The sequence below is a fragment of the Herbaspirillum sp. AP02 genome (genome assembly GCF_015767275.1).
In the GTDB taxonomy this organism is placed as follows: Bacteria; Pseudomonadota; Gammaproteobacteria; order Burkholderiales; family Burkholderiaceae_D; genus Herbaspirillum.
Genome location: NZ_JADWMY010000004.1, coordinates 45,894 through 55,418, shown reverse-complemented (window position 1 = coordinate 55,418; position 9,525 = coordinate 45,894). Strand labels below are relative to the sequence as shown.

Annotated in this window: 9 protein-coding genes; all 9 read left to right on the top strand. The window is 68.7% G+C overall.

Going from position 1 to position 9,525, the window contains the following annotated elements:
* The first annotated feature begins 54 nt into the window (after window positions 1-54).
* From cobJ to I5R65_RS10445, 9 genes are read left to right on the top strand one after another with little or no spacing between them, the layout of a single operon-like run.
* Complete coding sequence (gene cobJ, locus I5R65_RS10485) at window positions 55-1,623, top strand: precorrin-3B C(17)-methyltransferase (RefSeq protein ID WP_180669298.1); 1,569 nt, start codon at window positions 55-57, stop codon at window positions 1,621-1,623.
* Window positions 1,624-1,625: 2 nt separating this feature from the next.
* Window positions 1,626-2,762 carry a GTP-binding protein gene (locus I5R65_RS10480; RefSeq protein ID WP_180669300.1) on the top strand — a complete coding sequence of 379 codons (1,137 nt, stop codon included), beginning with the start codon at window positions 1,626-1,628 and terminating at the stop codon, window positions 2,760-2,762.
* A 25-nt stretch (window positions 2,763-2,787) separates the two neighbouring features.
* Window positions 2,788-3,390, top strand: a complete 603-nt coding sequence (cobO, locus tag I5R65_RS10475) for a cob(I)yrinic acid a,c-diamide adenosyltransferase (protein ID WP_180669302.1) — start codon at window positions 2,788-2,790, stop codon at window positions 3,388-3,390.
* Window positions 3,390-4,724 (top strand): cobyrinate a,c-diamide synthase, encoded by a 1,335-nt coding sequence (locus I5R65_RS10470; protein ID WP_180669303.1) that lies wholly within the window; start codon window positions 3,390-3,392, stop codon window positions 4,722-4,724. Before cobO ends, I5R65_RS10470 begins: the two co-directional genes overlap by 1 nt.
* Window positions 4,721-5,419 (top strand): 5,6-dimethylbenzimidazole synthase, encoded by a 699-nt coding sequence (gene bluB, locus I5R65_RS10465; RefSeq protein WP_180669305.1) that lies wholly within the window; start codon window positions 4,721-4,723, stop codon window positions 5,417-5,419. Before I5R65_RS10470 ends, bluB begins: the two co-directional genes overlap by 4 nt.
* Window positions 5,416-6,027, top strand: a complete 612-nt coding sequence (cobU, locus tag I5R65_RS10460; protein WP_180669307.1) for a bifunctional adenosylcobinamide kinase/adenosylcobinamide-phosphate guanylyltransferase — start codon at window positions 5,416-5,418, stop codon at window positions 6,025-6,027. Before bluB ends, cobU begins: the two co-directional genes overlap by 4 nt.
* Window positions 6,021-6,968: an adenosylcobinamide-phosphate synthase CbiB gene (cbiB, locus tag I5R65_RS10455; RefSeq protein WP_180669309.1), complete on the top strand. Its 948-nt coding sequence runs from the start codon at window positions 6,021-6,023 to the stop codon at window positions 6,966-6,968. Before cobU ends, cbiB begins: the two co-directional genes overlap by 7 nt.
* Window positions 6,961-7,971 (top strand): threonine-phosphate decarboxylase CobD, encoded by a 1,011-nt coding sequence (gene cobD / locus I5R65_RS10450; protein WP_180669311.1) that lies wholly within the window; start codon window positions 6,961-6,963, stop codon window positions 7,969-7,971. Before cbiB ends, cobD begins: the two co-directional genes overlap by 8 nt.
* Window positions 7,964-9,460 carry a cobyric acid synthase gene (locus tag I5R65_RS10445; protein ID WP_180669313.1) on the top strand — a complete coding sequence of 499 codons (1,497 nt, stop codon included), beginning with the start codon at window positions 7,964-7,966 and terminating at the stop codon, window positions 9,458-9,460. Before cobD ends, I5R65_RS10445 begins: the two co-directional genes overlap by 8 nt.
* Window positions 9,461-9,525 lie beyond the last annotated feature (65 nt).

The window sequence follows — 9,525 nt, the reverse complement described above, 5'->3', positions numbered from 1 at the left end:
AACGGGCATGAGAAGTTTTGGTAGTCGTCGCTCAATTTTTTGCAGGAATACAGGATGGAAGCAGTCAAGAAAAAAGGCGTATTGAACCTGGTCTCGGTCGGTCCCGGTTTCGAAGAGATGATCATCCCGCGCGCCATCGAGGCCTTGCGCGAGAGCGAGGTCATCGTCGCCTACGAGTTGTACCTGCGCTGGATCGCCGCGCACATCGAGGGCAAGGAAATCCATACCCCGCCGCTGACGCAAGAGCGCGAGCGCGCCCTGCTGGCCATCGAACAGGCCCGCGCCGGGCGCCGGGTGGCGCTCATCTCCAGCGGTGACATCGGCATCTACGCCATGGCGGCGCTGGCCTTCGACGACATGCGCGAGGACGACACCTACGAGGTCAATGTCATCCCCGGCGTGACCTCGGCCAATGCCTGTGCATCGCTCCTGGGCTCGCCGCTATCGCACGACTTCGCCACGCTGTCGCTGTCCAATCTGCTATGCCCGTGGTCGTGGATCGAACAGCGCGCCAGCCACATCGCCCAGGCCGACCTGGCCTGCGTGCTCTACAACGTGCAGAGCGCCGGCCGGCAGGAGGGCGTCTATCGCATCCTGCAACTGATGCTGCAGCACAAGGCGCCGCATACCCTGTGCGGCGTGGTGCGCAATGCCTACCGCCCGGGCCAGCAGGTCTCCATCCATCGCCTGGATGAATTGCCGGGCCTGCAGTTCGACATGCTGACCTCGATCGTCATCGGCAACCGCTTCACCCAGCGCAAGCGCGACTGGATTTTCACCCCGCGTGGCTACAACGACTGGAGCGAAGAATCCCAGGCCCAGGCGGCCGCGCAATTGCCGCCGCAGGCGGTATGGGTGTTCGCCGGCACCAGCGACGGCAATGCGCTGGCCGGCGAGCTGGCCGGCCAGGGCCGCAGCGTCGTGGTCTCCACCGCCACCGACTATGGCGGCCAGCTGGCGCGCGGCGATTGCCCGGGCGCGTTCGTCTGGTCCGGCCGCCAGGGCGTGGAGGCGCGCCGCCAGGCCCTGCGCGATAGCCAGGCCCGGGTGCTGGTGGATGCCACCCATCCCTTTGCCGTACAGATGTCGCAGCAACTGATGACGCTGGCGCAGGAGCTGGGCATTCCCTATCTGCGCTATGAGCGCCCCAGCGAGATCGCCGCCGATGATCCCCACGCCTGCGCCGACATGCAGGAGGCCGCCGCCCGGGCGGTCGCCATGGGGCGCCGCATCTTCCTGGCCACCGGCTCCAAGGACCTGGCGACTTTCCTGCAGGCGCCCGGCGCGCAGGAGCGCCAATGGTTCGCCCGTGTCACGGCCGATCCCGACTTCCTGCGTCGCGCCCTGGAACTGGGCCTGCCGCGCGCGCAGCTGTGCGCCATGCAGGGGCCGTTCTCGCAAACCTTCAACGAAGCGCTGTGGCGCGACTGGGGTATCGACTGCGTGGTCACCAAGGACTCCGGCGAGGCCGGCGGCTATCGGGCCAAGGTCGAGGCGGCGCGCGCCCTGGGCATCCCCCTGCTGACGGTGCGCCGTCCACGCCTGGACTACCCCCAGGTGGCCCATGATTTCGCTGAAGTCCATGCCCGCCTGGCGGCATTGGCGGCACTGGCGGGAGCCTGACGATGAGCGCCGCATCGGCTCCGGCACTGGCCAACGCCACGCCGCCCATCCCGGTGACCGTGGTCACCGGCTTCCTCGGGGCCGGCAAGACCACGCTGCTGCGTGCCCTGGTGCAGCGCCGCCAGTCGCGCCGGCTGGCGCTGCTGATCAATGAATTCGGTGAGGTCGCCATCGATGGCGACCTGCTGCGCGCCGAGGGCGATGGCCAGGGCCAGGTGCAGATCCAGGACTTTGCCCATGGCCTGATCGCCTATGGTGACGACGAGCAGTTCGTGCCGGCCATGCTGGCGCTGGCCGCCCGCCGTGCGCAGATCGACCATGTGCTGATCGAAACCTCCGGTCTGGCCCTGCCCAGCGCCGTGATGGAGGTGCTGCAGTCGCCCGAGCTGGCGCCGCACTTCGTGCTGGATGCCACCCTGGCCGTGGTCGATACCCCGTTGCTGCTGGAAGAGGCCTTCGCCAGTGGCAACGTGGTACGCGATGCCACCGCCAGCCTGTTCCGCCAGCAACTCGAATGCGCCGACGTGGTGGTGCTCAACAAGATCGACGGCATGGACGAAGCCCCGCTGCTGCAGGCCGAAGCGGTCGTGCGCGCACTGGCGCCCAATGTGCGCTTCCTGGAACTGGCCTATGGCGCCCGGCTGGATATCCGCCTGGCACTGGGCCTGCGCCTGCACCAGGCGGGCGCGACGGTGCATCACCACTACACCCCGGTGGGCATGCCGGGCGAGCGCGCCACGGTGGCCGCCAACCAGCGCCGCTTCAATGGCCATGCCCACTCCGGCCTGGGCGTGCACAGCCACGGGCTGTCCACCCACAAGCATTTCCACGAGCAAGACCCCGGCTGGCAATCCTTCACGCTGCGCAGCACGGTGCCGCAAGACCCGGAGCGTCTGCGCCAGGCCGTGGCCGCCGCGGCCCTGGCCGAGCCCATCCTGCGCACCAAGGGCTTCGTGCACGGTGCCGACGGACCGCTGCTGCTGCAGGCCGTGCGTGCCCGCGTGGTGGCGGCCGCAAGCGGGCAGGGCAGTGCCGTCGGTCGCGGCAATCACAGCGAACTGGTCTTCATCGGCTACCATCCCAGTCGCAGCAAGGTCGCCCGCATTCTTGCCGAGCGCACCGGTGCGGACTGGACCTGAACGACACTTTGGAAAGAACCCGACCGTGAAAACCGATCCCGACTCCCACAAGCGCATGACCCAGCGCCACAAGGAAGGCTTTGAAAAGAAGAAGGCCGCCGCCCAACTGGAAAAGGGTCTGCTGATCGTCAACACCGGCACTGGCAAGGGCAAGTCCAGCGCCGCCTTCGGCATGGGCATGCGCATCCTCGGCCATGGCATGAAACTGGGCGTGGTGCAGTTCATCAAGGGCGCGCTCTACAGCGCCGAACGCGACTTCCTGGGCAGCCATGCGAATTGCGACTTCCACGTCGTCGGCGCGGGCTATACCTGGGATACCCAGGACCGCGAGGCCGACATGCGCACGGCTGCACGCGGCTGGACCGAGGCGGTGCGCATGATCAACGACCCGTCCTACGACATGGTGATCCTGGACGAACTCAACATCGTCCTGAAATACCAATACCTCGATCTGGAGGACGTGCTGCGCGTCTTCGCCACCCGTCGCGAGATGCTGCACATCGTCGTCACCGGCCGTCACGCGCCCGAGGCGCTGATCGAGCAGGCCGACCTGGTCAGCGAGATGCGCCCCGTGAAGCACCCCTACAAGGAGCAGGGCGTGAAGGCGCAGAAAGGCGTGGAATTCTGATGTCCGAACTTCATCACAGCTGTCCGGCCCTGTTCATCTCGGCCCCGGCCTCCGGCCACGGCAAGACCACCATCACGGCCGCGCTGGCGCGTCTCTATCGCAACCAGGGCAAGCGCGTGCGGGTGTTCAAGACCGGCCCCGATTTCCTCGATCCCATGGTGCTGGAGCAGGCCAGCGGCCAGCCGGTGGTCAATCTCGACCTGTGGCTGGGCGGCGAAGACCACTGCCGGCGCCAGGTGGCGCTGGCTGCGGCCGAGGCTGACGTGCTACTGGTGGAGGGCGTCATGGGCCTCTACGATGGCGAGCCCAGCAGTGCCGACCTGGCCCAGTTGCTGGGCATCCCGGTGGTGGCGGTGATCAATGCGCGTGGCATGGGCCAGACCATCGGCGCGCTGGCGCAGGGGCTGCTGGCCTACCGTCCCGAACTGAAGTTTGCCGGCGTGCTGGCCAATGGCGTGGCCAGTCCGCGCCATGCGCAGATGCTGCGCCAGGGCCTGCGCAACGCCCGGCCATCGGTGCCGCTGCTGACCGGCTTGCAGCGCGACATGCAGTTCGCCCTGCCGGAGCGCCACCTCGGCCTGGTGGCCGCACCCGAGATCGCCGACCTCGATGCGCGACTGGACGCGGTGGCTGAGCGCATGTCCAGCACCTCCCTGGCCACGCCGCCGGACCCGGTGGACTTCGGCACACCACCGCCGGAACGGGACTTCCCGCGCCTGCTGGCAGGCAAGACCATCGCCGTGGCGCGCGACCTGGCGTTTTCCTTCATCTACACCGCCAACCTGGAATTGCTGCAACAGATGGGCGCCAGCCTGGCCTTCTTTTCGCCGCTGGCCGACGAAGCCCTGCCGCCCTGCGATGCGGTGTGGCTGCCGGGTGGCTATCCCGAGCTCTACCTCGCCACGCTGCAGGCCGCGCAAGTCACCCAGTCCAGCCTGCGCGCGCATGCGGCCGCCGGCAAGCCGCTCTATGCCGAGTGCGGCGGCATGCTGTTCCTGCTGGAGGGCATCGTCGGCCAGGATGGCAGCAGCGGGCAGATGTGCGGCGTGCTGCCCGGCCAGGCCACGGTACAGCCACGCCTGCAGGGACTGGGTTACCAGACCCTGAAATTGAACCTGCCGGGCGCCGTGGGCGAGCATCTGCGCTGCCACACCTTCCACTATTCGCGGGCGGTGGTGGGCGCGCAATTCATGGCACGGGGCGAGCGCCTGTTCGATTCTTCCGAGGGCGAGGTGGTCTATCGCCAGCAGCAGGTCACCGCCAGCTACCTGCACGCCTATTTCCGTTCCGCTCCACGCACCGTGGCGGCCCTGCTGGGAGGCGCGGTCGCATGAACCCGACGGCCTCGCCTCAGCCGGCCTCGCCCCAGCCGGCCCATCGCTATCCGCAGGAGCAGATCGACGCCCTCTATCGCGTCATCCGCGAGCGGCGTGACATGCGCCACTTCCTGCCCGACCCGGTCGAGCCAACTCTGCTGGAACGTCTGCTACAGGCTGCGCACCATGCGCCCAGCGTGGGTTTCATGCAGCCCTGGCGCTTCATCCGCATCGCTGATCGCGGCGTGCGCCAGGCCATCCACGCACTGGTCGAGCAGGAACGCGTGGCCACCGCGCAGGCGCTGGGCCAGCGCGAGGACGAGTTCATGCGCCTGAAGGTGGAAGGCATCCTGGACTGCGGCGAAGTGCTGGTCGCCGCCCTGATGGACCGCCGCGACGCCCACGTCTTCGGCCGCCGCACGCTGCCGCAGATGGACCTGGCCTCGCTTTCCTGCGCGCTGCAGAACATGTGGCTGGCCGCCCGTGCCGAAGGCCTGGGCATGGGCTGGGTGTCGTTGTTCGATCCGCTGGCCCTGGCCCGGCTGCTGCAGATGCCCGCCGGTGCCGAGCCGGTGGCGGTGCTGTGCCTGGGCCACGTCCCCGCCTTCTACGAACGGCCCATGCTGGAACAGGAGCACTGGGCCACACGCCAGTCACTGGCCGATCTGGTCTATCAGGACCGTTGGCCCGCCCAGGGAGAACCGCAAGCATGAAGCCCGCTTCCCGCCCACCGCAGCGCACCCTGGTATTCGGTGGCGCCCGCTCCGGCAAGAGCGCGCATGCCGAGAAACTGGCACTGGCCGCCTGGCAGGCCGGCGCCAGCGAGATCGTCTATCTCGCCACCGCCAGCCGTCGCGCCAGCAGTGACGATGCCGAGATGCGGGCCCGCATCGACCACCACCAGCAACGCCGCCTGGCCCTGGGTGGCCCATGGCGCACGGTGGAAGAACCGCTGGCCCTGGGCCAGGCCCTGCGCGATCACAGCCGCCCCGATCGCGTGGTGCTGGTCGATTGCCTGACCGTGTGGCTGGCCAACCTGCTGTTTGCCGACGGCATCGCATTTCCTGAACTGGGGCCGATCGACCCGCCAGCGGCATTCACGCTGCAGCGGGTGGATTTCCTGCGCGCCTTGCAGGAGGCCGCCGGGCCGGTGATCATCGTCTCCAATGAAGTGGGCATGGGCATCATCCCGCAGGGCGCCATCTCGCGCTGGTTCGTGGACGAGGCCGGCCGTCTGAACCAGGCCGTGGCCGCCCTCTGCGAACGGGTGCAATGGGTCGCCGCCGGGCTGCCCCTGAACCTGAAGGACAGCGCATGCTGAGCGGCCTGTCCTGGCCCTGGCTGGCCGTGTTGATGGCGCTCGGCGTGGCGCTGGACCTGGCTCTGGGCGAGGCGCGCCGCTGGCATCCGCTGGTCGGTTTCGGCAACCTGGCCAAGACCATCGAGCGCGTGCTCAACCAGCGACCGGCATTGCGCCTGCGCGGCGTGCTGGCCTGGAGCCTGGCGGTGCTGCCGCCGGTGTTGGTGGCCGCGTGTCTGCTGGCGGCCGCGCCCTGGTGGCTGGCCGCCTTGCTGCATGCGGCGCTGCTGTACTTCTGCATCGGCCTGCGCAGCCTGCGCGAACATACCCTGCCCATCGCCCAGGCACTGGCGAGTGGCGACCTGCCGCTGGCGCGCCGCCTGACCTCCTACATCGTCAGTCGCGACACGCGTCAATCCAGCGAGCAGGACCTGGCCAAGGCCGGCGTCGAATCGCTGCTGGAGAATGGCAACGACGCCGTCTTCGGCACGCTGTTCTGGTTCCTGGTGGCCGGCGGCCCCGGGGCCTTGCTGTTCCGTCTGGCCAATACCCTGGATGCGATGTGGGGCTACCGCACGGCGCGCTTCCTGCACTTCGGCTGGGCCGCGGCGCGCATCGACGATGCGCTGAACTGGCTGCCGGCGCGCCTGACCGCCTTGTCCTACGCCTGGCTGGGCCAGCGGCGCCAGGCCATGGCCTGCTGGAAGGAACAGGCCCCGACCTGGAGCAGCCCCAATGCCGGGCCGGTGATGGCCTCCGGTGCCGGCGCCCTGGGCCTGGCCCTGGGCGGACCAGCGATCTATGACGGCGAACTGGAACAGCGCCCGCCACTGGGGCGCGGCCCCTTGCCGCAAGGACCGGACATCGTGCGCGCCTGGCGACTGGTGGCCATGAGCACCGCCCTGTGGCTGGCCGTCATCAGCGCCGTGGCGCTGCTCTGCCTGGGAGGCCTGCATGCTTGAACACGGCGGCAACCTCAACGACGCGGCGCGCCACTACGGCCGCCCCCGCAGCCAATGGCTGGACCTGTCCACCGGCATCAATCCGCGGCCCTATCCGGCGCCCGCCATCGCCGCCGACGCCTGGCATCGCCTGCCCGAAGCCTCGCCGGCGCTGGAGCAGGCCGCCTGCACCTACTACGGTGCGCCCCGCATGCTGGCCGTGGCCGGCACCCAGGCCGCCATCCAGGCCCTGCCGCAACTGCGCCTGCGGCAGGATGGACGTCCGGCCCAGGTGGTGGTGGCCGCGCCCATCTACGCCGAACATGCGCACTGCTGGCAGCGTGCCGGCCATGCGGTACGCGAAGTCCCTTACACCGCGCTGGAGGAAGCAGTGCAAGGTGGCGCCTGCGACGTGCTGGTGCTCTGCAATCCCAACAATCCCACCGGTGCGCGGGTGGCCCCGGGCCAGCTCATGCAATGGGCCGCGCAACTGGCCGCACGCGGTGGCTGGCTGGTGGTGGACGAAGCCTTCGGCGATACGTTATCCGGGCAGAGCGTGGCCGCCCACACGGCCGATGCCGGCCTGATCGTATTGCGCTCAGTGGGCAAGTTCTTCGGCCTGGCCGGCCTGCGGCTGGGCTTCGTCGCCGCCGCGCCGCCGTTATTGGATGCGCTGGCCGACTGGCTGGGACCCTGGGCCATCAGCGGCCCGGCCCAGCAGATCGGCTGCGCGGCCCTCGGCGACCGGAAGTGGCAGCAGGTCACTCTGCAGCAACTGCTGGCCGCGGGCGAACGCCTGCAGGCCCTGCTGGCCACCCACGGCATCGCCGCCCATGGCACGGCGCTGTTCCAGTGGTGGCCCGAACCGCAGGCCGTGGCGTTTCACCAGGCCATGGCGCAAGAGGGCATCTGGATACGCCTCTTCACCCGTGGCGCCGGTGGCATCCGCCTTGGCCTGCCGCCTGACGAAGCCGGCTGGGAGCGCCTGCAACAAGCCCTGGATACATGGAGCCGACGTGGCTGATTTCCCCTTCCATACCCTGATGATCCAGGGCACCACCTCGGACGCCGGCAAGAGCACCCTGGCCGCCGCACTGTGCCGGCTGCTGAAGAAGGATGGCATCGCCGTGGCCCCGTTCAAGCCGCAGAACATGGCCCTGAACAGTGCCGTCACCGCCGACGGCGGCGAGATCGGCCGCGCCCAGGCCCTGCAGGCCCAGGCCGCCGGCATCGCCCCGCATACCGACATGAACCCGGTCCTGCTCAAGCCCTCCAGCGATACCGGCGCGCAGGTCATCGTGCATGGCAAGGTGCGCGCCGACATGAACGCCCGCGACTACCACCGCTACAAGACCGAGGCCATGCAGGCCGTGCTGCAATCCTATGCCCGTCTGCACGCGCAATATGCCTGCGTCATCGTCGAAGGCGCCGGCAGCCCGGCCGAGATCAACCTGCGCGCCCGCGACATCGCCAACATGGGCTTTGCCGAAGCGGTCGATTGCCCGGTCATCATCGTGGCCGACATCGACCGTGGCGGCGTCTTCGCACACCTGACCGGCACCCTCGATTGCCTCTCCGAGAGCGAGCGCGAGCGCGTGGTCGGCTTCGTCATCAACCGTTTCCGGGGCGACATCAGCCTCCTGCAAGGCGGGCTGGACTGGCTGGAACAACGCACCGGCAAGCCGGTCCTGGCGGTGCTGCCCTACCTGCATGGCCTGCAACTGGATGCCGAAGATGCGGTCGCCGCCACGCAGGAGCACAAGGGGGATTTCCGCGTGGTGGTCCCGGTCTTCCCGCGCATCAGCAACCACACCGACTTCGACGCGCTGCGCGCCCATCCCGATCTCGACCTGCGCTTCGTCGGCCCGGGCCAGCCGATTCCCCCGGCCGACCTCATCATCCTGCCGGGCAGCAAGAACACCCGGGGCGACCTGCAATGGTTGCGTCAGCATGGCTGGACGGAAGCCATCACCCGCCACCTGCGCTATGGCGGCAAGCTCATCGGCATCTGCGGCGGTTTCCAGATGATGGGTGAGCGCATCGACGACCCCCACGGCGTGGAAGGAGCACCCGGCAGCAGCACCGGCCTCGGCCTGCTCGCCATGCAGACCGAACTGACGCAGGAAAAGCGCCTGCTGCAGGTCAGCGGCCACTGTAACTTCGGTAACTTCGGTAATTTCGGCAATCTTGGTCAGGGCAATGCCAGCGTGCGTGGCTACGAGATCCACATGGGCGTCTCGCACGGCGCCGCGCTGGAACGCCCGGCCTTCGTCATCGAAGGGCGGGACGAAGGCGCGCAATCGGCCGATGGCCAACTGCTGGGCAGTTACCTGCACGGCATGTTCGATACCCCCGAGGCGCTGGCCGCCTTGCTGGCCTGGGCCGGGCTCAAGGACGCCGCCGCGCTGGACCTGGACGCCCTGCGCGAAGCCAGCCTTGAGCGCTTGGCCGAGGCCACCCGGCCTCTCTACGACGCCTTGCGCGGACTCTCCACGCGCTTTGGCCGCGACTGAACCATGAAAAGAAAATCCCGGCCTTGCGGGCCGGGATGCTGGTGGTAGGGGGAGGTTGGCGGAAC